This is a genomic window from Bradyrhizobium sp. AZCC 2176, from assembly GCF_036924645.1.
GTDB lineage: Bacteria > Pseudomonadota > Alphaproteobacteria > Rhizobiales > Xanthobacteraceae > Bradyrhizobium.
On the sequence record NZ_JAZHRX010000001.1, the window covers coordinates 3,404,433 to 3,424,956 of the forward strand.

At 62.6% G+C, this 20,524-nt stretch carries 20 protein-coding genes and 1 riboswitch; of the genes, 12 read left to right on the plus strand and 8 right to left on the minus strand.

All coding sequences use genetic code 11. The features are described from left to right. Positions 1-3: 3 nt before the first annotated feature. The 5 genes from V1288_RS15800 (at position 4) to V1288_RS15820 (ending at position 2,977) form a co-directional block, all read left to right on the plus strand. Positions 4-726: a heme-copper oxidase subunit III family protein gene (locus V1288_RS15800; RefSeq protein WP_334357915.1), complete on the plus strand. Its 723-nt coding sequence runs from the start codon at positions 4-6 to the stop codon at positions 724-726. A gap of 9 nt (positions 727-735) precedes the next feature. Next, positions 736-1,137 carry a cytochrome C oxidase subunit IV family protein gene (locus V1288_RS15805; protein ID WP_334357916.1) on the plus strand — a complete coding sequence of 134 codons (402 nt, stop codon included), beginning with the start codon at positions 736-738 and terminating at the stop codon, positions 1,135-1,137. Between the two features lie 32 nt (positions 1,138-1,169). Beyond that, entirely contained in the window at positions 1,170-1,463 is a 294-nt protein-coding gene (locus tag V1288_RS15810) for a GYD domain-containing protein (RefSeq protein ID WP_334357917.1), read from the plus strand. Positions 1,464-1,528: 65 nt separating this feature from the next. Beyond that, positions 1,529-1,951, plus strand: coding sequence for a c-type cytochrome (locus V1288_RS15815; RefSeq protein ID WP_334357918.1), 423 nt, complete (start codon positions 1,529-1,531; stop codon positions 1,949-1,951). Between the two features lie 114 nt (positions 1,952-2,065). Then, on the plus strand, positions 2,066-2,977 hold the full coding sequence (locus V1288_RS15820; RefSeq protein ID WP_334357919.1) for a heme o synthase: 912 nt from the start codon (positions 2,066-2,068) through the stop codon (positions 2,975-2,977). A 253-nt stretch (positions 2,978-3,230) separates the two neighbouring features. Here V1288_RS15820 and V1288_RS15825 read toward each other — a convergent pair whose 3' ends face one another. Genes V1288_RS15825 through V1288_RS15835 form a run of 3 tightly spaced genes read right to left on the minus strand, consistent with a single transcriptional unit; the run spans position 3,231 to position 6,142 of the window. Further along, a complete protein-coding gene (locus V1288_RS15825) occupies positions 3,231-4,172 on the minus strand; it encodes a prephenate/arogenate dehydrogenase family protein (RefSeq protein WP_334357920.1) in 942 nt (313 codons plus the stop codon). Then, a complete protein-coding gene (gene hisC / locus V1288_RS15830; RefSeq protein WP_334357921.1) occupies positions 4,169-5,266 on the minus strand; it encodes a histidinol-phosphate transaminase in 1,098 nt (365 codons plus the stop codon). Before hisC ends, V1288_RS15825 begins: the two co-directional genes overlap by 4 nt. Before the next feature lie 27 nt (positions 5,267-5,293). Further along, on the minus strand, positions 5,294-6,142 hold the full coding sequence (locus V1288_RS15835; RefSeq protein WP_334357922.1) for a chorismate mutase: 849 nt from the start codon (positions 6,140-6,142) through the stop codon (positions 5,294-5,296). Positions 6,143-6,317: 175 nt separating this feature from the next. After that, positions 6,318-6,397, plus strand: a riboswitch (SAM riboswitch). Between the two features lie 84 nt (positions 6,398-6,481). Between V1288_RS15835 and metX the strand changes: the two genes are divergently transcribed. Together metX and metW are read left to right on the plus strand one after the other, a co-directional pair. Beyond that, positions 6,482-7,687, plus strand: coding sequence for a homoserine O-acetyltransferase MetX (metX, locus tag V1288_RS15840; RefSeq protein ID WP_334357923.1), 1,206 nt, complete (start codon positions 6,482-6,484; stop codon positions 7,685-7,687). A 1-nt stretch (position 7,688) separates the two neighbouring features. Further along, positions 7,689-8,357, plus strand: a complete 669-nt coding sequence (metW, locus tag V1288_RS15845; RefSeq protein ID WP_334357924.1) for a methionine biosynthesis protein MetW — start codon at positions 7,689-7,691, stop codon at positions 8,355-8,357. A gap of 137 nt (positions 8,358-8,494) precedes the next feature. On the opposite strand, the gene V1288_RS15850 is transcribed toward metW, so the two are convergent. Beyond that, a complete protein-coding gene (locus V1288_RS15850) occupies positions 8,495-9,367 on the minus strand; it encodes an alpha/beta fold hydrolase (protein ID WP_334357925.1) in 873 nt (290 codons plus the stop codon). A 261-nt stretch (positions 9,368-9,628) separates the two neighbouring features. On the opposite strand from V1288_RS15850, the gene V1288_RS15855 reads away from it, so the two are divergent. The 4 genes from V1288_RS15855 to V1288_RS15870 all read left to right on the plus strand — a co-directional run bounded on the left by V1288_RS15855 (position 9,629) and on the right by V1288_RS15870 (position 13,091). After that, complete coding sequence (locus tag V1288_RS15855; protein ID WP_334357926.1) at positions 9,629-10,510, plus strand: TIGR02594 family protein; 882 nt, start codon at positions 9,629-9,631, stop codon at positions 10,508-10,510. Between the two features lie 297 nt (positions 10,511-10,807). Continuing rightward, positions 10,808-11,011, plus strand: a complete 204-nt coding sequence (locus V1288_RS15860) for a heme-binding protein (RefSeq protein ID WP_334357927.1) — start codon at positions 10,808-10,810, stop codon at positions 11,009-11,011. After that, entirely contained in the window at positions 11,008-11,973 is a 966-nt protein-coding gene (locus V1288_RS15865) for a Gfo/Idh/MocA family protein (RefSeq protein WP_334357928.1), read from the plus strand. The genes V1288_RS15860 and V1288_RS15865 overlap by 4 nt, the downstream gene beginning before the upstream one ends. A gap of 197 nt (positions 11,974-12,170) precedes the next feature. Beyond that, a complete protein-coding gene (locus tag V1288_RS15870) occupies positions 12,171-13,091 on the plus strand; it encodes a tripartite tricarboxylate transporter substrate-binding protein (protein ID WP_334357929.1) in 921 nt (306 codons plus the stop codon). 714 nt (positions 13,092-13,805) lie between these two features. Here the strand turns inward: V1288_RS15870 and V1288_RS15875 are convergent. Next, a complete protein-coding gene (locus V1288_RS15875) occupies positions 13,806-14,603 on the minus strand; it encodes a phosphatase PAP2-related protein (protein ID WP_334357930.1) in 798 nt (265 codons plus the stop codon). Between the two features lie 1,290 nt (positions 14,604-15,893). After that, positions 15,894-16,682 (minus strand): MOSC domain-containing protein, encoded by a 789-nt coding sequence (locus V1288_RS15880; RefSeq protein WP_334357931.1) that lies wholly within the window; start codon positions 16,680-16,682, stop codon positions 15,894-15,896. 220 nt (positions 16,683-16,902) lie between these two features. On the opposite strand from V1288_RS15880, the gene clpB reads away from it, so the two are divergent. Then, positions 16,903-19,542 (plus strand): ATP-dependent chaperone ClpB, encoded by a 2,640-nt coding sequence (gene clpB / locus V1288_RS15885; RefSeq protein WP_334357932.1) that lies wholly within the window; start codon positions 16,903-16,905, stop codon positions 19,540-19,542. Between the two features lie 39 nt (positions 19,543-19,581). Here the strand turns inward: clpB and V1288_RS15890 are convergent, their stop codons facing one another. Together V1288_RS15890 and V1288_RS15895 are read right to left on the minus strand one after the other, a co-directional pair. Further along, a complete protein-coding gene (locus tag V1288_RS15890) occupies positions 19,582-19,863 on the minus strand; it encodes a hypothetical protein (protein ID WP_334357933.1) in 282 nt (93 codons plus the stop codon). 181 nt (positions 19,864-20,044) lie between these two features. Further along, positions 20,045-20,404, minus strand: coding sequence for an SPW repeat protein (locus tag V1288_RS15895; protein ID WP_334361318.1), 360 nt, complete (start codon positions 20,402-20,404; stop codon positions 20,045-20,047). Positions 20,405-20,524 lie beyond the last annotated feature (120 nt).

Genomic DNA, 20,524 nt, shown 5'->3' on the forward strand with positions numbered 1-20,524 from the left:
CAGATGGCAGAGACCGCGCTGACAAACCCTGGAGAATCGCCTGCGCGGGCTGCCGGCTGGCAAGGCATTGCTGCCGACTGGTCCTCGGATCAGCGCGCCTTCAAGAATGTCTCCTGGGGGAAGGCCATGATGTGGATCTTCCTCCTGAGCGACACCTTTATCTTCAGTTGTTTCCTGCTGTCCTACATGACCGCGCGAATGTCCACGACCGTGCCGTGGCCGAATCCGAGCGAGGTATTCGCCCTCGAGATTGCGGGACACCATATCCCCCTGATCCTGATCGCCATCATGACCTTCATCCTGATCAGCAGCAGCGGGACAATGGCGATGGCCGTCAATTTCGGCTACCGCCGTGATCGCACCAAGACCGCGGTACTGATGCTGGCCACGGCGGCGCTTGGCGCAACCTTCGTCGGAATGCAGGCCTTCGAATGGACCAAGCTGATCATGGAGGGCGTGCGGCCCTGGGAAAACCCCTGGGGAGCAGCGCAGTTCGGCTCCAGCTTCTTCATGATCACCGGCTTCCACGGCACTCACGTGACAATCGGCGTGATTTTTCTGATCGCGATCGCGCGAAAGGTCTGGCGGGGAGACTTCGACGTCGGGAGGCGCGGCTTCTTCACGAGCAGGAAGGGGAATTACGAGATCGTCGAAATCACCGGTCTGTACTGGCACTTCGTCGATCTGGTGTGGGTGTTCATCTTTGCCTTCTTTTATCTTTGGTGAGGTCGGCGCATGACAAACGTGGCGGTACAACTGGAAGCACAACAACCTTTGCTGAAAACCCATGTGCATGAGGCAATCGCGGCGGGAGCCACGCACGCAAAGGGGCAGCAGCACCCGATCAAGCTCTATCTCGTGGTTTGGGGATGGTTGTTCGTCCTCAGCACCTGCTCCTATCTCGTCGACTACTTTGGCCTCCATGGCTATCTCAGATGGTCGCTGATCCTGCTTTTCATGGTGCTGAAGGCCGGCTTGATCGTCGCGGTATTCATGCACATGGCCTGGGAGCGGTTGGCGCTCGCCTATGCCATCCTGCTGCCTCCAGTGCTGGTGCTGGTGTTCGTCGCCATCATGGTGTTCGAATCCGAGTACACGCACCTCATCCGGGTTTTGTTCTTCACGTCGCCGACTTAGCTACTGCCGCCTCGCATCAGAAGGAAGAGGTCATGACCACATACGTCATGCTCGCAAATTGGACCGACCAGGGCATCCTGAAGGTAAAGGACTCGCCTCGTCGTCTGGATACGGCAAAGAAAGCACTCAAGGATATGGGCGGCGAGTTCAAGCTCTTTTTCCTCACCATGGGCGAGTATGACATGGTCGCGATCTACGAAGCTCCTGATGATGCTGTGGCGGCGCGCTTTAATCTGCAACTGGGCATGCTGGGAAACATCCGGACGCGCACGCTGAAAGCGTTTCCTGAAGCCGCCTATCGGGAAGTGATCAACTCGCTGGGCTAGCCAATTGGCAAGATAGTCGCTGCGGTTTGCGCGACCACTTCCTTGTCGGCCATGGAGACAGTCGGATGCGCCGCTTCATTCTCGTGCTCGGAGCCGGAATCTTCGCAGTCGTTCCCGGGTATGCCCAGGATGCGGCTTCCGGCGAGAAGATTTTTGTCCAATGCAAGGCGTGTCACCAGATCGGGGAGAACGCAAAGAACGCCGTTGGCCCGTTGCTCAACGGGCTGTTCGGGCGAAAGGCCGGGACGATTGAAGGCTACAGCTATTCAGCCGCGAACAAGAATTCCGGGATCACCTGGGATGAAGCAACCTTCCGCGAATACATCAAGGATCCGAAAGCCAAGATACCCGGCACCAAAATGACGTTTCCAGGCTTGAAAGATCCAAAGCAAATTGACGACATCGTCGCCTACCTCAAGCAGTTCGACGCGAAGGGAAAGAAGGCTGGGTTTGCCCCTGCAGGAAGCAAGCTCGCAAAGGTCCAGTAAAGCGGACTGCTGCGTTTCGGAGACCGCCTGACAAGAGTGTTCTGCAACCGATGGATTTTTAGTACCGGACTAAAAGACGCCGCCATGTTGCCGGCAAGGGGAGGCACTGATCTCATGCAAATCAATCGTTCAATTCTCGTTCGCGGGAGCTATGCCAGCATCGGGGACTATGTCGCGCTGACGAAGCCGCGCGTTATGTCGCTGGTCGTCTTTACCGCACTGGTCGGTCTCATGGTCGCACCGGGCGGCATCGATCCCTTCGCCGGTGTCGTTGCACTTTTTTGCATAGCTGCTGGAGCCGGCGCCGCAGGTGCGCTCAATATGTGGTTCGACGCCGACATCGATGCGTTGATGGCGCGTACCGCCATGCGTCCAATTCCCAGCGGCCGCGTATCGCGCCCGGAAGCGTTGATTTTCGGGCTGGTGCTTGGCATATGCGCCGTTCTAAGCCTCGGCACGTTCCTGAACGCGGCCGCGGCTGCGCTGCTTGCTTTCACAATTTTCTTCTATGTCGTCGTGTACACGATGTGGCTCAAGCGCCGAACGCCGCAAAATATCGTCATTGGCGGCGCGGCTGGCGCACTCCCTCCGGTAATCGGCTGGGTCGCGGCCGCCGGAAATGTTGGGCTCGAACCGCTCATCCTGTTCCTGATCATTTTCCTTTGGACCCCACCCCATTTCTGGGCACTGTCGCTCAATCTTGCCGGAGAATATGCTCGCGCCGGGGTGCCGATGTTGCCAGTCGTAGCCGGCCGCGCCGAAACAAAGCGCCAGATTCTTCTCTATAGCGTTCTTCTGGCTCTTGTCTCACTGCTGCCCTGGGCATTGGGGTTCGCGGGCGCGATCTATGGCGTCGTTGCGGCGATGCTTGGAGCGATCATGATTTTTCTCTCATGGCAAGTACGTCGGAGCAATGACAGGGAAAGGCAGCCTGCGCGTCGCCTGTTCGTGTTTTCCTTGCTCTATCTGGTCCTTCTTTTTGGTGCGCTGTTGATGAATGCTGTACCCTACGTTCAGCCCCTCTAATCCAGAGCGAAAGTCCATCGCTTCGTTTCGCGGAAACGCTTCAGGGAAATTCAGGCCGCGGGCGCCGATGTCGAGATTGTGCACTCGCGGGTTCAACAGGGCGACTTGATCTCGGTTTCCCGCAGGCCCGGTGAGCCTGACGAATCTCACCACGTCATTGTTGTGAGGAGCGAAGCGACGAAGCAATCCATGCTTCGCGCGCGGCAAGATGGATTGCTTCGCTTCGTTCGCAAGATGGCCGCGAGAGTGGGGCTCACTCCAGCTTCTTCGCCAGCGGCGGATGTGGCCGGCCGAAATCGGGTGCTGCCGAATCCTGACCGATCTCGACGATGCCTCGGCGGATGGCGCGGGTGCGGGTGAAGTGCTCGAACAGTGCATCGCCGTCGTTGCGGCGGATGGCGCGGGTGAGTTTTGAAAGATCCTCGTTGAAGGTCCCGAGCATTTCCAGCACGGCTTCCTTGTTGTTGAGGAACACGTCGCGCCACATCGTCGGATCCGACGCCGCGATGCGGGTGAAATCGCGAAAGCCGCCGGCGGAGAACTTTATCACTTCCGACGACGTCACTTGCGCGAGTTCGTCCGCGGTGCCGACGATGGTGTAGGCGATCAGATGCGGCAGATGGCTCGTGATCGCCAGCACCAGATCATGGTGATCAGGCGTCATGATCTCGACCTTGGCGCCCATGCCCGCCCAGAACGCACGCAACGTTTCGACGGCCATCGGATCGGCGCCATCGGGCGGCGTGAGGATGCACCAGCGGTTGATGAAGAGTTCGGCGAAGCCGGAGTCGGGACCGGAATGCTCGGTGCCCGCGACCGGATGGGCCGGAACGAAATGAACATTGTGCGGCAGATGCGGCGCCATTTCGCGGACGATCGCGCCCTTGACTGAGCCGACGTCGGAGACGATCGCGCCGGGTTTCAGGAAAGGCGCGATCTCCTGGGCGACCGGCCCGCAGGCGCCGACCGGGATGCAGAGGATCACGAGGTCGGCGTCTGCAACGGCATCCGCGTTGGTCTCAAGCACGCGGTCGACGATGCCGAGCTCGGTCACCCGCGCGCGGGTCTGCTCCGAGCGCGCGGTGGTGACGATTTCGCTGGCGAGCGCTTGCGCCCGCGCCGCGCGCGCGATCGAGCCGCCGATCAGGCCGAAGCCGATCAGCGCGACGCGCCGGAAGATCGGTGCCGTATTCACTTGGCCGCCATGAAGTCGCGCAGGCCGTCGACGACGAGGCGATTGGCCTCTTCGGTGCCGATGGTCATGCGCAGTGCGTGCGGCAGGCCGTAATTGTTCAGCGCCCGCAGCACCAGGCCGCGCCTGGTGAGGAACGCGTCCGCTTCAGTCGAGGTCTTGCCCTTCTCCTGCGGGAAATGGATCAGCACGAAATTCGCCACGCTCGGCGTGACCTTCAGCCCGAGTTTTGTCACTTCCTCCGTCAGCCAGTTGCGCCACTGCTCGGTGAACGCCTTCGACATCTGGACATGCGCGGTGTCCTCGATCGCGGCCACCGCCGCCAGCATCGCCGGCGTCGAGACGTTGAAGGGCCCACGGATCCGGTTGACCGCGTCGATGACGTTGGCGGGGCCGAACATCCAGCCGATCCGCAAGGCCGCCAGCCCGTGAATCTTGGAAAACGTATGCGTCATCACGGTGTTTTCGGTGGTCGCTACCAGCTCCAGGCCGAGCTCGTAATCGTTGCGCGACACGTAATCGGAATAGGCGGCATCCAGCACCAGCAGCACATGCGACGGCAGACCTGCGCGCAGCCGCTTGACCTCGTCGAACGGCACATAGGTGCCGGTCGGGTTGTTCGGGTTGGCGAGCCACACCAGTTTGGTCTTCTGCGTCACGCGCGCGAGAATGGCGTCGACGTCGGCGGTGAAATCGGTCTCGGGCGCGATGACGTTGTTGGCGCCGTTTGCCATGGTGGCGATCGGGTACACCAGAAAACCGTGCGTGGTGGAGATCGCCTCATCGCCATGGCTGAGATAGGTGTGCGCCAGCAGATTGAGGATTTCGTCGGAGCCGGCGCCGCAGATGATGCGGTTGGGATCGAGCCCGTAGGCGCGGCCGATCGCCTCGCGCAGCACCCGCGAGGTGCCTTCCGGGTAGTCCTCCAGATGCGCGGCCGCCCGCTTGTAGACTTCGATCGCCTTCGGCGACGGCCCAAACGGCGTCTCGTTGGCGGACAGCTTGAACACCTTGCGGCCCGGCTCCGGCACCGGCGTCTTGCCGGGCGTGTAGGGCGCAATGTCGAGAATGCCGGGATTCGGCATGGGGCGGTTCATCTTCTGGCTCCGGATATTCAAGGCGGCTTAGGACTTGGCTGCCCCGTTAGTGGGCACCGTATAGCGCGTTGCGTGGCTGCCGACGAGGGCCGAGGAGCGCACCGAGGCGCCGGCCTGGATCAGGGCGTGCTTGATCTTCTCGAAGCCGGTGCCGGCATCCGACACCAGAAGCGCCGCGCCGTCGAAGGCGGTATCGGGCACGGCGACGATTTCGGCGAGCGGCGCCAGCGCGCGGGCGATATCGGCGCTCCACCCCGAGACGCGCACGCTCCACATCTGGACTTCCGTCACCATGGCGTCGTCGGCAACCCGCGAGATCACGAACACCGGCAGCGCCGCCGGATGGTCGGCGCGTTCGAGGAACGGCAGCCGCGCGGTGATCTTCGGTGCACCGCTGGCTTCCAGCGCGAGCCACCACGGCGTGCGGCTCGAGATCGCCGAGACCAGCGCCAGGTCGCCTTTCGATTTTGCCGCCGCTTCCACCGCGGCCTGCGCGCTGAAATGGCCGACATAAGGCACCACGAAGCCGAAGTGAAAGCGCGCCGAATCCCGCATCGCGGGCTCGCCGACCGAGACGTCCGCATGCACCGAGAACGGCGCCTGGACATGGGTGAAGGTCGAGATGATGACGCGCCAGATGCTCTCGATGGTGTCGAGCGGCAGGATGCCGCGATGGCGCTGCACCAGTTGCCGCATCATGCTGGCCTCGCGGGCAGGCCGGAACGCCGAGCCCACTTCCTGGGTCTGCTTCACCTGGATCAGGCGGTCGATGATGTCGCCGCGCGCTATCAGCAGGCGATGGACCTGCTCGTCGATCGCATCGATCTCCTTGCGCAATTCCTGCAGCGAGGGCGGGGCCGGGGGTGCCTTGGACATCCGAAAAAACCTTGGTGCCGGAACAGCCCGATGCGGCCGGCAGACAGTCGCATTGATTAGGAAAGACGGGCGCTGAAAGCAAAGAGAAACGTCACGGGGGAGCCCTGCACGAGGCGGTTAACCATGCCGCCCGGCCCCGCCTGCCTTGACGAATTGCCAAGGTGGGACTAGCTTTGTTCCATTCCGTGGTCATTTGAGCCGGCCGGCTTGCAGCCACGTTAAACAACTCGCTAAACAGGCCGGGGACAGAGTTGATCCCGGCCGAACCTTTCGTTCAGGCCGGGTTTTTCATGGCTTGATTCTGTCCGTAGAGCCTCCGCGAGGAGGAAGGTCGACGCGATGACAAACGTGCATTCGATAACCGGTCCGTCGATCCAGGGCGAGGATCGCGCCCATGAGGCCGATCACCCGACGTCGCTGGTCGCGACGTTCGGCATGGATCAGCCGCTGAAGCTCGATTGCGGCGTCGACCTGGCGCCATTCCAGATCGCCTATCAGACCTATGGCGAACTGAACGCCGACCGCTCCAACGCCATTCTGATCTGCCACGCGCTGACCCTCGATCAGCATGTCGCCAATGTGCATCCGCTGACCGGCAAGCTCGGCTGGTGGGAAATCATGGTCGGTCCCGGCCGTCCGCTCGATACCGACAGGTATTTCATCATCTGCTCGAATGTGATCGGCGGCTGCATGGGATCGACCGGTCCGGCCTCGACCAATCCGGCCACCGGCAAGGCGTGGGGACTGGATTTTCCAATCGTCACCATCCCCGACATGGTTCGCGCGCAGGCCATGTTGCTCGATCGGCTGGGCATCGAAACCTTGTTCTGCGTGATCGGCGGATCGATGGGCGGCATGCAGGTGCTGCAATGGACCGCCGCCTATCCCGAACGGGTGTTTTCGGCGCTGCCGGTCGCCTGCGCGACACGCCATTCGGCGCAGAACATCGCGTTTCACGAACTCGGCCGGCAGGCCGTGATGGCCGATCCGGACTGGCATCATGGGCGCTATTTCGAACGCAGCACCCATCCGCATCGTGGATTGGCCGTGGCGCGGATGGCCGGGCACATCACCTATCTCTCCGACGCCGCGCTGCATCGCAAGTTCGGGCGGCGGATGCAGGATCGCGAGCTGCCGACCTTCTCGTTCGACGCGGATTTCCAGGTCGAAAGCTATCTGCGCTACCAGGGCTCGTCCTTTGTCGAGCGCTTCGACGCCAACAGCTATCTCTATCTGACGCGCGCGATGGACTATTTCGATATCGCCGCCGACCACAGCGGCGTGCTGGCGCAGGCGTTTCTCGGCATCAAGACACGCTTCTGCGTGGTGTCGTTCACCTCGGACTGGCTGTTCCCGACTTCGGAATCGCGGGCGCTGGTGCATGCGCTGAACGCATCGAGCGCGCGGGTGTCGTTCGCCGAGATCGAGACCGATCGCGGCCACGATGCCTTCCTGCTCGATGTACCGGAGTTTTTCGACATTGCCCGCGCCTTCCTGCAATCGGCAGGCAAGGCGCGCGGGCTCTCCAATGGTGCGGGTGGTTGATATGGCGGTTCAGGAACCGGCCTTGCCGCTCGGCGGCATAGCGCCGGACCGCACGGGCAAGTATCGCACCGACCACCTTCTGGTCGCCGACATGATCGGACGCGGCTCAAAAGTGCTCGACGTCGGCTGCGGCGATGGCGAGTTGCTGCAGCTCCTGGAGAGCCGCGGCATCGACGGCCGCGGCATCGAGCTGTCGCGCGAAGGCGTCAACCGCTGCGTCGCCAGGGGCCTTGCCGTGGTGCAGGGCGATGCCGACACCGACCTCGTCAACTATCCCGACGATGCGTTCGACTATGTGATCCTGTCGCAGACGCTGCAGGCGACGCGGCAGCCGAAGGTCGTGCTGGAGAATCTCTTGCGGATCGGCCGGCGCGCCATCGTCTCGTTTCCGAACTTCGGCTTCTGGAAGATGCGGCTGCAGCTCCTTGTCGGCGGCCACATGCCGCGCACGGAGAACCTGCCGGCGACCTGGTACGACACGGCCAACATCCACTTCTGCACCATCAAGGATTTCGTCGAACTGTGCGACGCGATCAACGTCAAGATGGAGCGCGCGGTGGCGCTCGATCTCTACGGCCGCCCGGTGCCGCTGAATCTGCCCTGGTGGGTCTGGAACATGTTCGGCGAGCAGGGCGTGTTTTTGCTGAGCAGGGGTACGGTGGGGAAGTAGGACTCCGCCGTCATTCCGGGGCGATGCGAAGCATCGAACCCGGAATCCACCGGGCCGCAGGTTTCGTGGATGAATGGATTCTCAGATGTGCAATTGCACATCATAGCTCGTCGCTTCGCGCCGTCCCGGAATGACAGTCAAACCATCGACCGCGCATCCCGCACCGGCCACCGCCCGGCCTCGACCAGCGCGATGAACCGCTCCACCATCTCATTGAACAGCGCCGGCTCCTCGAGATTGAGCACGTGGCCCGATTTGGGAAAGAACGCTAACCCGGCCGCCGGCAGATGCTTCTTCAGGAACAGGCTCGGCCCGATGCAATTGTCGTCCTCGTCGCCGCACAGGATCAGCGCCGGCGTCGGCACGCGCCGGATCGCATCCGTCATGGTGTAGATCGAGGGACGCTGGCCCTGAAAACTGCGCATCGTGTTGGCCGAGCCTTTGGCGTCGTGCCGCGCCAGCGCGGCGTAGAAATCGGCATGGCCGCGCGGGTCCTTCAGCAAAAACGGAATCCGGCTCGGCGCCTCGCGCGTCACCTTGGCGACTTCGACCGATCCGATCGCCTCATACTGCGCGGCATTGGCCCGGCACTGCGCGCGGAAGGCGTCGAGGTTTTCGAGCTCCGAGCCGGCGCCCACGGCGGCGAGCGTCATCGACAGCGCCCTCCCGGGCGCATTGAGCCCGACCTGAAGCGAGGAGTAGGAGCCCATCGACAGGCCGACGAAATGCGCTTTGGCGATGCCGAGGTGATCGAGCACGGCAAGCGCGTCGGTGTAGAAATGCTCGTAGGTGTAGACGGCGGCATCAGGCGGCACGTCGGACGGCGTATAGCCGCGTGCCGAATAGGCGATGCAGCGGTGGCCACGCGAGAAGTAGCGCATCTGCGGCTCCCAGTTGGTGTGGTCGGCCGCGAACTCGTGCAGGAAGATGATCGGCGTCCCGCTTCCCGCTTCTTCATAGTGAAGACGAACGCTATCCTTGGCGCTATCTTTGGCGACGGCATAGGGCATTTCGGATTCCTCTCCATTTTCTTGTTTTTACGTAACATCATTACGTGGCTCGCTCCGAAAATTGCAATTAATTCTCGGGGCTGCAATGCGGCGGAATTGTTCCATTTTCGCCATCGAATCATCGCGGAATCACCCCGGAATCGTTTCCGCGCCGCCACATGAAATCTTCCTCTCGTCACATCGCCACACGCAAAACGCCGACCGCGGTCGTTCGTAGACGAACGCAAAGGGGAAGTTGGGGGTGGCTACAGAGGATTTAGTATGCGTCAGTTGTTTGCATTTCGCCGGTCGCTTCGTTTCATCGCGCTGGCACTGTGTTCGGTTTCTATCATCGCATTTGTCACTCCAGCTTCAGCACGGCCTCACCACGGCGCAGGGCGACACGCTCGCGCTTATCACGCCGGCCATCATGCGAAGCATCATTACGCCTATCGCCACCATCGCCATGCTATCCGGATGTCGCGCTGGGAGCGCGGCGGGGCCCACATGCAGGCCGGCGGCTTTGCCGACACCAACCCGAGCTTCATGGAAAGCAGCCCGATGGTTGCGCCTGGCGGCTTCGGCTCGCGCAACGTCGTCACGGAAGCGCGCGTCGATCGCGGCCGCCGTGCCCGGCTCAAGCACGCCGCGCACGCATCGCGCTGGGAGCGTGGCGTCGCGCAGATGCAGGCGCGCGGTCTTGCCGATGCCAATGCAAGCGTCGATACCAACGCAAGCGTCGCAGCGAATGCGAGCGTGGGAGCGAATTCGACCGTGACACCGGCCGGCGGCGCGATGGCATCCAGCTTCACCTCGTCGAACGTCGTTGCTGAGGCGCGCCGTTACCTCGGCGGCAACCCGACGGGACGCGGCAGCCTGTGGTGCGCGCGGTTCATGAATATGGTTCTGCAGCATTCCGGTTATCGCGGCACCGGCTCGGACATGGCGAACTCGTTCGCGAAATACGGCCAGCGCGTTTCCGGCCCGCAGGTCGGCGCGATTGCGGTGATGTCACGCGGCCGCCGCGGCGGCCATGTCGGCATCATCACCGGCATCGATGCCAAGGGCAATCCGATCATGATATCCGGCAATAACGGCAATCGCGTCCGCGAGGCGCCGGTTTCGCGCGGCCGGATCTACGCCTACGTCATGCCGACGAGCTGATCGACAGCATCCAGGACTCGTAGAGTGGGCAAAGCCAACGGGTCGCGCGAATGCGCGCCCGATGACAGGCTCCGCGTGCCCACCATTTACGCCCGGGATCGTGGTGGTGGGCACGCTGCGCTTTGCCCACTCTACACCTGCTTCAATTCCACGGCTGCCCGATCGCCTCGTCGGCGAAGCACCGCGGCCGGCGGACATATTGCGTCATCGGCGCGATCAGCACATGAAAATTGCTTGATGGCGGCGACACGCTGGCGCACAATCCAGGCGTGTCTTTCGTAGCCCGGAACTCCCGGAATGTACGTCGGCGAGAGCAAGCCTGTCGCCCATCAAGGCGCGAAGAAGATCATGACGTCGGCCGTCGACATGGCCAGCCAGGCCGGTATCGCGATCGCTTCCGCGATTGTCGATGCCGGCGCGCACATGATCCTGCTCGAACGCATGGACGGCGGCCGCGGGGCTTTCGCAGGCGAGTGGCCGCGGGAGGGCGATGGGTCGTGAATACTGGTGCTCTACGTGTAGGGTGCGTCGGGATGGGATGGTGGTCCGATGTGCTGGCCGACGCCATCCAGCGCTCGGGCAAGCTCGAGATTCTTAGTTGCTACGCCCGCTCTGCAGAAAAGCGCCGAAACTTCGCGGCCAAATATCGCTGCCGGCCGGCCGCGAGCTACGAGGCGATGCTGACCGATCCCGAGATCGAAGCGATCATCAACACGACGCCGAACGATGTGCATCTGGCGACCACAAGCGCCGCCGCTGCCGCGGGCAAACATGTCTTCCTCGACAAGCCGATCGCCAACAGCGTCTCCGACGGCCGCGCCATCACGGAGGCCTGCCGCAGCGCCGGCGTGGTGCTGGCGCTTGGCTATCAGCGGCGGCGCGAGAGCCACTTCCGCTGGATCAGGCAGCAGATCGATGACGGCCTGTTCGGCAGGCTCGTTACGTCGTGGCGCTACCAGGCCGCCGGCATGCCCGGCGGCGTGATGCTGCAGATCGGCATCCACTACATCGATGTCCTGGAATATTTGATCGGGCCGATCCATGCGGTGCGCGGACAATCGGCGCAACTGGTGCTGCCAGGCGACAATCCGGATGTCGCGAGCCTGATCCTCGAACACGAGAACGGCGCGCTCTCCGCACTGAACGCGAGCTACGCCTCGGCGTCCGAATATTATCTGATGAACGTCTACGGCAAGGACGCTACCGCCTACTACGATTTGCACAACGGGCTTCGCCTGCTCAAGCGCGGCGAGACCACGCCGGTGGCGGTGCCGTGTGCTGCGAACGACACCGTAGTCGAGGAGCTCGAGGAGTTCGCGGCAGCAGTTCGCCGGCAGGGCCGGCACGAAGTTGGCGGCGAGTACGCGACCAGATCGCTCGCGGTGGTGCGCGCCGGCATTCTCTCGGCGCGCGAGGGACGCCGGGTCGAGGTCGCGGAGATATTGGAGAGTGACCGGAACTAATGACCGCGCGACGGCGCGGACAGGAGTGCGCCATGAAAGCGAGTGTTAGAGCGTTTTCAAGCGGAGTGGAGACCGGTTCGCGTCAAGAAAACGCGTCAAATCGAGAATCCAGAGCCCCGTTTCGACTATATCGAAACGAAAAAGGCTCTAGCGTCTGGCCTTCTATCGTCATCGCGATTGTTTTCGTTGCCGGCATCGTGCCGGCGCCCGCGCAGGACTATCCCTCCAGGCCGGTCACTGTGATCGTGCCGTTCCCTCCAGGGGGCGCCAGCGATGTGGTGGCGCGCATCGTCACCAACCAGATGTCCAAAACCCTCGGGCAATCCTTCGTCATCGAGAATGTCAGCGGCGCCGGTGGCACGGTCGGCGGCGCGCGCGTGGCGGCCGCCGCACCCGACGGCTACACGTTGCTTGCGGCGGCCATGGGCTCGCATGTGGCTGCCCCGGTGCTCACGCCGAATGTCAAATACGATCCGCTCACGGACTTCGTGCCGATCGGCATCACCGCCCATTCACCGGCGGTCGTCATCGCGCGAAAGGATTTCCCGGCACATGATTTGAAGGAATTCGTTGCGGTCCTCCGGCAACAGGGCGGCGCCGTGCGACAGGCGCATGGCGGCATCGGCGCGTCCTCGCACATGGCGTGCCTGCTGTTCACTGCGGAGATCGGCGCGAAGCCCACGCTCGTGGCCTATCGCGGCTCAGGCCCGGCGCTGAATGATCTGGTGGGAGGCCACGTCGACTTTCTCTGCGAGCAGTCGGTCAGCGTGGCGGAGTCGGCTCTCGCGGGCTCGGTCAAGGCCTACGCGGTCTCCGCCGCAGAGCGCCTGGCCACGCTGCCTGACGTGCCGACTGCCAGGGAGGCGGGGGTAAACTATGAAATGAGCGTCTGGGCCGGGCTGTTTGCGCCCAAGGGGGCCGCGCCCGCGGTGATCACGAGGCTTGCAGACGCCCTCGACAAGGCACTGGATGAGCCTCCCGTCCGCGAGAGACTGGCTCAGCTCGGCGGCGCGATACCCGCCAAGGCCGAGCGCAGCCCGGCTGCATTCGACCGCTTTGTCCGCGCCGAAATCGCGCGCTGGGCGCCGATTCTCGCTGCGACCCGCGCGGAGAAATAACTGCGACGGACGCAGCCCGGGTGAGCGCAGCGACATCCGGTACGCTCTCGACAAGCACCCGCATATCGCGGAGTCTGTCACCGGGCGCGCATTCGCACGACCCGGTGGCTCATGCGGGCTACAATTTCTGCTTCCGTTCATCGAGCACCGGCGCTGCGGTGCGCAGAGGCAGAGCCACCGGGTCGCGCGAATGCGCGCCCGATGACAGGCTCCGCGTGTCCCCCATTTACATTACATCGGGGTCGCGGTAGTGGGCACGCTTCGCTTTGTCCTACGCCGCTAAGACGGATGGCGCTGTGGTGCCTCTCCCGTTCCTGGCGGGGAGGGATCGCTTTCCCCCCGAGGCGTGAAGGCGGGTGAGGGTGGCGCGGATGCCTTCGACCTGCACTCACAAATGCACTGCCCCATCTCCAGGCCGTGCCTGCGCCCCTGTGCAATGCCTTCGGCGATTGCCCGCGCGACGATCTCAGCGAGGTCGGGAGACAACTGGTCGAGAGGCTTCCATGAGCGTGCGATTCGGCGAGCGCGCTCCATGTCTTCAAATAACGCAATTGGAGGAGGCGGTTTGATTGACATTTTCGCAACTCCACAACCGCAATGTGTATGAATCTATATTAGCCTGGACCGGTTCAGCTATGCGTTTTGATCGCCGAGTTCGGCACTTTTGCTTTGCGCAAACGCATGGCTGGCGCCAACAGCTTCTGGCGGCAGCGCCTAGCCGTTCGGATGATTCAGATCGGTCTTGGATTGACCGCCCGGCATCGATTCATCGCCGACGATGTGCAGCACAAACGGTTTAGGCGCGCGCCCTTGTCCGGCATCGGCCGGGACCAATGTCTTTCGGCCTGCCCGCTTGGGCCGTGGTGCAGCCTGATTTTCGGAGGACCGAAATAGCGCGTAGTCGCGGCCAAATAGCCAGCACGAAATTTGGAAGACGCCATGGGTGATGAACAGTGCGGCCAGCACATCGATTGAATAATGATAGTGGCCGAGCAGCACGACTGTGCCGAAGAAGGCAGTCAGCGCGAGATAGAACAATCGCCACCGCGCGATGTGCCAGAAGGTCAGCGCTGCGAGAAACGGCAGGCCTGTGTGGCCAGAGAAAAATAGATCGCTGCCATAAAAGATCGAGTTGAAGAACGGCGCCGGCTTCTGCGGATCGATAGGCGATGGCGCCATGTGGGTGAGCGCCACGAACACGGCGCGGACCAGCAGAAACAGCGCCATGGCCTTGAGCGCGAATGGCACCCGGTTCGGCCGCCAGGCCAGCAGGCTCGCCGTAATCACGAACGCTGTGAACGTCCCGTAAATGAAGAGAAAGCGCACGTTGAAGGGGCCAACGCGGCTCAGCACAAAATCGGTGACGTAATTGCTGGCGTGGACCGTGGCATAGCTGACTGCGGCAAATATCGCGATGGTGCTGGCGGCGAGGAAAGCTGCGCCCTCGGCCAGCGAGCGCAGATACGCGCGATTGCCCAGCAGCGTTCGGTAGAGCCGTATGGTTTCTTCCATGACTTATGCTCCTCCGTGCGCAAATTTCCGCTGGGGCCTAGCCAATGGTCAACTGGGAGCGCGCAACTGTAATCTTGTGCGCGATCGCCGCGTGTGAAGCATGCCACATCTCGGAAATCCGTCTCGCTGAGCGCTGTGATGAGGCCTATCCCGATGCCGGCCGGGCTCTCGTTGTCGTGAAGATGCTTTGTCGCGCGTCCAGCACGCAACAGTAGAGCGGACCGATGAAGTCGTTTTCTGAGTGCGACGAAGACATCCTGAAACGGATTGATGGTTCAATGATGTTTGCCTGATTGAGGCATGGGTGCCGTCATGCGCGAAGACATTGCTTCTTCCAGTTTCCTTGCTCTTATCATTGTGAGCCTGATTGTGGTTTGCACCGGCTTTCTCGCGCTTGGAATCTGAAATCCAATCCGAGGCGACCTTGGGCCACGCCGCGCTAACGCGCACCATCATCAAAGGCGGCGGGACCCGCTGCGCGCAAATCGTAATTTGCTTAGCTATTTCAACGTGATTTGGGTCGTCCAGCCTCGGTTGCAAAAATATTCCGCTTAACGTGTCGGGCAAATCAGTTCTATCAACTCGCCCGTCTCGTCCCGGCAAGTGGGGCGTATCGCGATCGTCACGAACGCGAGGCGGGATGTGGTGGACGCAGCAGCGTCGGCGCGCAGAGGGAGTCGCAGGGCAGGTTTATCTTGTGAGCGAAATCCGGCGCGCAGGACGTACGGCGCTGAAGCGTACGGCAAAACCGTGTGGTCCTGACACCCGTGGCTGGTGCCAAGCTGCCGGTGGCGAATTTGATCCAACCGGATCGATTGAGCCATCAAGCCGGCAGCGATGGAGGCAAGACGAATTCGTCTCCAGGGAGAGCGCGGCATAAGCCGTCAACCCATTGCGCAGGGAATGCCGGAGTGCTCCGGCTGTACCTGTATGCTCGTGTGCACAACTCTCTACACCATTGCACACGAGACCGCGGGTGCAGCAAGCACCCGGCATTCCCTGCTCCCTCTTTGTCGGGGGAGGGACAAGGTCCATGCAAACCTCGGGCGCTTGGCGCCGCGAGAAGGCGGGTCCGCATCTAAAATTGGAGATACGTCATTGCGAGCGAAGCGAAGCAATCCATCTTTCCGCATGCAGGGTGACAATGGATTGCTTCGCTTCGCTCGCAATGACGGCAGTCCCGTAGGGTGGGCAAAGCGAAGCGTGCCCACCAGAAATCCAACGGCGTCGGCATTGAGAATGGCGGGCACGGCCAAGTGGCCTTTGCCCACACTACTGCTCCGAATTACGTCACAACAACTCCGGCTCTTCCGCCGCGATCGTATCGTCGGCACTAATCGTGCCGCCCGTGATCACCTCGGCATAGATCCCGCAATCGGCGTGAGAGAGCCGGCGCTGCAGCGCCTGCGGGATGGCGAGGTCGCGCTGGGCCGTATCCGGATCGACATTGATGGCGGCGCAGCGGACGATGCGTTTCACTACCTTCAGGCGCACATCGCCAATGGCGAGCGTTCGGTCGAGCAAATCGAATTCGTGCCAGGCCGGCCAGCCCTCGACATAGAGGTTGGCGCGGAAGCGCAGCGGATGGACCGGTGCGCCGACGATGTCCTCGATGGCGCGGACGCTGGCGAGATTGATGATGGAAACGACTTTGCGGGCGACGTCCGAAAAACTGTGGCCGGAGCTCTCCAGCACTTTGGGCGGGCCCTTGATCTGGCCCGCAAAGGTGGTGGCGAAGAAGTTCTCGATTGTCCGCCGGCCCTCCGGCGTTGCCAGATTGCCCTGAGCCACGATCCGGCCGTTGTGGTTAATCGAGAGGACGTTGCTCGAATCGTCGAACTGGGTGCGCAGGCCGGCCAGCCATTCGTCCCGCATCAGCATCAGGAAGTGCGGTTTCGGCAGCCATTTCGGCGCGGCCGGGTCGAAACCGGAGGGGCCGTTCTCGATGGCGTAGCGGCGGTCGGCCAAAAGGGTCTGGCCGGGACTAAGGTCGGCGCGGCCGAGCTGCTCCGGGGTCAGGCCTTTGACGGGGTAGCGGTAGATTCCGGCAATCCGGGCGGGAAGGGCGGTGGCAGACATGCCGCTTCTTAAGGGATTCCGATGGCCCGCGCCACCGCTCCGAATTTGTGGCCGCGCCTCTTCCGTTTTTCCCCGCGATGCCCACATTCGAGGCAAGCCTGAAAAGCGGGCGACGAGCCGCGGCCGGTTGAGGAATGTCAACGCGGCCCGCGTATCCCCAATGAAGATGCCGTAATCATGCCTCAGGGGTGAGGACGGTAGGCCGAGGGAAGCAAACGATATGAATATTGAAAAGTACACTGAGCGGGCGCGCGGCTTCATCCAGTCCGCGCAATCGCTTGCCATGCGCGACGGACATCAGCAGTTCTCGTCGCTGCACATGCTCAAAGTGCTGCTGGACGACAGCGAGGGGCTGGCCGGCGGTCTGATCGACCGCGCCGGCGGTAGCTCCCGCGCGATCCTCAAGGCCACCGAGGATGCGCTGAAGAAGCTGCCGAAAGTCTCGGGCAGCGGCGCCGGGCAGATCTATCTTGCCCCCGATATGGCGCGCGCCTTCGATGCGGCGGAAAAGGCCGCCGAAAAGGCCGGCGACAGCTTTGTCACGGTCGAGCGCTTGCTGCTGGGCCTGACGCTGGAGAAGAACGGCGAGGCCGGCAGCATTCTCGGCAAGGGCGGCGTCACGCCCCAAAACCTCAACGCGGCGATCGAAACGCTGCGCAAGGGCCGCAGCGCGGACAGCGCCACGGCCGAAAATGCCTATGACGCGCTGAAGAAATATGCCCGCGACCTGACGCAGGCCGCGCGCGACGGCAAGCTCGATCCCGTGATCGGCCGCGACGAGGAGATTCGCCGCACCATCCAGGTGCTGTCCCGCCGCACCAAGAACAACCCCGTGCTGATCGGCGAACCCGGCGTCGGCAAGACCGCGATCGTCGAGGGGCTGGCGCTGCGCATCCTCAACGGCGACGTGCCGGAGAGCCTGAAGGACAAGAAGCTGCTGTCGCTCGACATGGGCGCGCTGATTGCGGGCGCGAAATACCGCGGCGAATTCGAGGAGCGGCTGAAGGCCGTGCTGCAGGAAGTCACCGCGGCCGAGGGCTCGATCATCCTGTTCATCGACGAGATGCACACCCTGGTCGGCGCCGGCAAGGCGGACGGCGCGATGGACGCGTCCAACCTGTTGAAGCCTGCGCTGGCGCGCGGCGAGCTGCACTGCATCGGCGCCACCACGCTCGACGAATTCCGCAAGCATGTCGAGAAGGACGCCGCGCTGGCGCGCCGGTTCCAGCCGGTGTTCGTCTCCGAGCCGACGGTCGAGGACACCATCTCGATCCTGCGCGGCCTGAAGGACAAATACGAGCAGCACCACGGCGTTCGCATCGCCGATTCCGCATTGGTGGCGGCGACCACGCTGTCGAACCGCTACATCACGGACCGTTTCCTGCCCGACAAGGCCATCGACCTGATGGACGAGGCGTCGGCGCGGCTGAAGATGCAGGTCGATTCCAAGCCGGAAGAACTCGATCTGATGGACCGGGAAATCATCCGGCTGAAGATCGAGCAGGAGGCGCTGAAAAAGGAAACCGATGCCGGCTCGAAAACCCGCCTGCAGACGCTGGAGAAGGAGCTGGCCGAGCTCGAAAAGCAGTCCGCCGACCTGACCTCGCGCTGGAGTGCGGAGAAGAACAAGCTTTCCAATGCGCAGAAGCTGAAGAGCGAACTCGATACCTTGCGCATCGAACTCGCCAACGCGCAGCGCCGCGGCGAATTCCAGCGCGCGGGCGAACTTGCCTATGGCCGGATTCCCGAGCTCGAAAAGCAGCTCGCCGAGATCGAGGCCAAGGAGGACGTCGGCGAGATGATGGAGGAGGCGGTGACCGCCAACCACATCGCGCAGGTGGTGTCGCGCTGGACCGGCGTTCCCGTCGACAAGATGCTGGAAGGCGAACGGGACAAGCTCCTGAAGATGGAGGACCAGCTCGGCAAGCGTGTGATCGGCCAGGCCGAAGCCGTGCGCGCGGTGGCAACCGCCGTGCGCCGTTCGCGGGCGGGCCTGCAGGATCCGAACCGACCGATGGGGTCGTTCATGTTCTTGGGGCCGACCGGCGTCGGCAAGACCGAGCTGACCAAAGCGCTCGCCGAATATCTGTTCAACGACGAGACCGCGATGGTCCGCCTCGACATGTCCGAATACATGGAAAAGCACTCGGTGTCGCGGCTGATCGGCGCGCCTCCCGGCTATGTCGGCTATGACGAAGGCGGCGCGCTCACCGAAGCGGTGCGGCGCAGGCCCTATCAGGTGGTGCTGTTCGACGAGATCGAAAAGGCGCATCCGGATGTCTTCAACGTGCTGCTGCAGGTGCTCGACGATGGCCGTCTGACCGATGGCCAGGGCCGCACCGTCGACTTCCGCAACACGCTGATCATCATGACCTCGAACCTCGGTTCGGAATTTTTGGTCAACCAGCCGGAAGGCGAGGATACGTCAGCGGTGCGCGAGCAGGTGATGGGGATGGTGCGGGTACATTTCCGGCCCGAATTCCTCAACCGCGTCGACGAGATCATCCTGTTCCACCGCTTGCAGAAGAGCGAGATGGGGAGAATCGTCGAGATCCAGTTCGCGCGGCTGCAGAGGCTGCTCGAGGATCGCAAGATCACGCTGACGCTGGATGCGGCGGCGCGCGACTGGCTGGCCGCCAAGGGCTGGGATCCCGCCTATGGCGCAAGGCCCCTGAAGCGGGTGATCCAGCGCAACCTGCAGGACCCGCTGGCCGAGATGATCCTCGCCGGCGAAATCGCCGACGGCGACCGCGTCGTGATCTCGAGCGAAGGCAATGTGCTGACTTTCAACGGCAAGGTGGCACAGACCGCCGAGATCGCGCAGTTCGAAGCGCCGGTGCCGAAGCGTAAGCTGAACTGACCTAAATGATGCCCCGGCGCGCGCCGCGTGCCGGGCATCCTATTCCGGACTGATGGGAGCGGGCGCTCCCCGGCCATCCTCGTCATCGTCGGGCTCGAGTTCGGCGAGGATATCGACGAGTTCGCGAACCCGCCCCGTCGCCAGCGGTCTGCCCTCATTCATCATCGGCTCATCATTGGCCATCCAGGCAAGGGCCTCGGCGAGTTCGTCGGTTGTTGCACCGGTAGCGATGATTTGGGCGATGGTGACATCATCGGCTTCGCTGATCGCCTTGGTGACGTCATCTCGCGTAATGCGCTCAGATCCCGACAGGTTCGCCATGACCTTCCTCCATCGAGGTTCTGCCGATCGGGATCAAATGGGATGCTCCCCGGTCAGGTTCCCTCGCGGCCAATGAAAATGGCGAAGCGGAGCGTCATCGCCGCACTGTTCGAGTTCATTCACCAACCCGGCGCCGGGCAGATTTGTCCAACGCCGGGCCGGCTTATCCAAAGGTTTGGCCTCAACGGCCTGTCGTCAGCCGAGGCGGAATCTGGGACATCATCCAGAGTTCGATCGCCGCCAGGATCGCCACGGCCACGCCGATCACCACATGCACGGTCATCGCGGTGGTTCCCTGGAAGCCCAAGACCCAAGGCGAAACCAGCGCCCAAAGTCCGACGACGAGGTTCAACCACTCTTCCCAGACCGCGAATGCCGCCAGTGCCGCGACCGCAAGGACCGCGATGACGAGACCGGTAATATTAGCATTCGCGGAGACCTTTCCGCTGTCGAACCCAAATATCCAGGGCGATAACAGAAGAACCGCACCAAGGATCAGATTCGCGACGTCACAGAATTTTGCGTTCGTCCAGTTCTCCATGACCGCCTCCATTGGAGGTTTTCCTATGCAAATCAACCGGATAATCGCGTCCCGGTTCCGTCGCGGGCGGAAAATTTGATGAAACCGGCATGGCCCACGGTCGGTCAGTGTCTGGAACCG

What these genes read in the sequence shown, in the direction of transcription:
- V1288_RS15800 (WP_334357915.1), top strand. Translation starts at nt 4, where the DNA reads ATGGCAGAGACCGCGCTGACAAACCCTGGAGAATCGCCTGCGCGGGCT.
- V1288_RS15805 (WP_334357916.1), top strand. Translation starts at nt 736, where the DNA reads ATGACAAACGTGGCGGTACAACTGGAAGCACAACAACCTTTGCTGAAA.
- V1288_RS15810 (WP_334357917.1), top strand. Translation starts at nt 1,170, where the DNA reads ATGACCACATACGTCATGCTCGCAAATTGGACCGACCAGGGCATCCTG.
- V1288_RS15815 (WP_334357918.1), top strand. Translation starts at nt 1,529, where the DNA reads ATGCGCCGCTTCATTCTCGTGCTCGGAGCCGGAATCTTCGCAGTCGTT.
- V1288_RS15820 (WP_334357919.1), top strand. Translation starts at nt 2,066, where the DNA reads ATGCAAATCAATCGTTCAATTCTCGTTCGCGGGAGCTATGCCAGCATC.
- hisC (WP_334357921.1), bottom strand. Translation starts at nt 5,266, where the DNA reads ATGAACCGCCCCATGCCGAATCCCGGCATTCTCGACATTGCGCCCTAC.
- V1288_RS15835 (WP_334357922.1), bottom strand. Translation starts at nt 6,142, where the DNA reads ATGTCCAAGGCACCCCCGGCCCCGCCCTCGCTGCAGGAATTGCGCAAG.
- metX (WP_334357923.1), top strand. Translation starts at nt 6,482, where the DNA reads ATGACAAACGTGCATTCGATAACCGGTCCGTCGATCCAGGGCGAGGAT.
- metW (WP_334357924.1), top strand. Translation starts at nt 7,689, where the DNA reads ATGGCGGTTCAGGAACCGGCCTTGCCGCTCGGCGGCATAGCGCCGGAC.
- V1288_RS15850 (WP_334357925.1), bottom strand. Translation starts at nt 9,367, where the DNA reads ATGCCCTATGCCGTCGCCAAAGATAGCGCCAAGGATAGCGTTCGTCTT.
- V1288_RS15855 (WP_334357926.1), top strand. Translation starts at nt 9,629, where the DNA reads ATGCGTCAGTTGTTTGCATTTCGCCGGTCGCTTCGTTTCATCGCGCTG.
- V1288_RS15860 (WP_334357927.1), top strand. Translation starts at nt 10,808, where the DNA reads ATGTACGTCGGCGAGAGCAAGCCTGTCGCCCATCAAGGCGCGAAGAAG.
- V1288_RS15875 (WP_334357930.1), bottom strand. Translation starts at nt 14,603, where the DNA reads ATGGAAGAAACCATACGGCTCTACCGAACGCTGCTGGGCAATCGCGCG.
- V1288_RS15880 (WP_334357931.1), bottom strand. Translation starts at nt 16,682, where the DNA reads ATGTCTGCCACCGCCCTTCCCGCCCGGATTGCCGGAATCTACCGCTAC.
- clpB (WP_334357932.1), top strand. Translation starts at nt 16,903, where the DNA reads ATGAATATTGAAAAGTACACTGAGCGGGCGCGCGGCTTCATCCAGTCC.
- V1288_RS15890 (WP_334357933.1), bottom strand. Translation starts at nt 19,863, where the DNA reads ATGGCGAACCTGTCGGGATCTGAGCGCATTACGCGAGATGACGTCACC.
- V1288_RS15895 (WP_334361318.1), bottom strand. Translation starts at nt 20,404, where the DNA reads ATGGAGAACTGGACGAACGCAAAATTCTGTGACGTCGCGAATCTGATC.